Raw genomic sequence first — 256 nt, forward strand, 5'->3', positions numbered from 1 at the left:
CACCATCATGGGGGCGCGCACCTTCGGCAAGGGCTCGGTGCAAAAGGTGATCGGGCTGCCCGGCGGCAGCGGCGTCAAGCTGACCGTCTCGCGCTACATGACCCCGCTCGGGCGCTCGATCCAGGCGCTCGGCATCATGCCCGACCTGTTGGTCGACGAAACCGCCGCCGGCGCCGGCAACGACGCGCCGCGCCTGCGCGAGACCGACCTCGCCCGCCACCTGGGCAACGTGGCGGCGGCGCCCGGCGCGGCGGCG

General features: G+C 74.6%; 1 protein-coding gene. It reads left to right on the top strand.

Annotated features, from left to right (window positions below; all coding sequences use genetic code 11):
• Positions 1-256: S41 family peptidase (locus C7C56_RS11150; RefSeq protein ID WP_267874685.1), on the top strand; the 256-nt coding region annotated here is incomplete at both ends.

It is taken from the genome of Massilia glaciei, from assembly GCF_003011895.2.
GTDB lineage: Bacteria > Pseudomonadota > Gammaproteobacteria > Burkholderiales > Burkholderiaceae_D > Telluria_A > Telluria_A glaciei.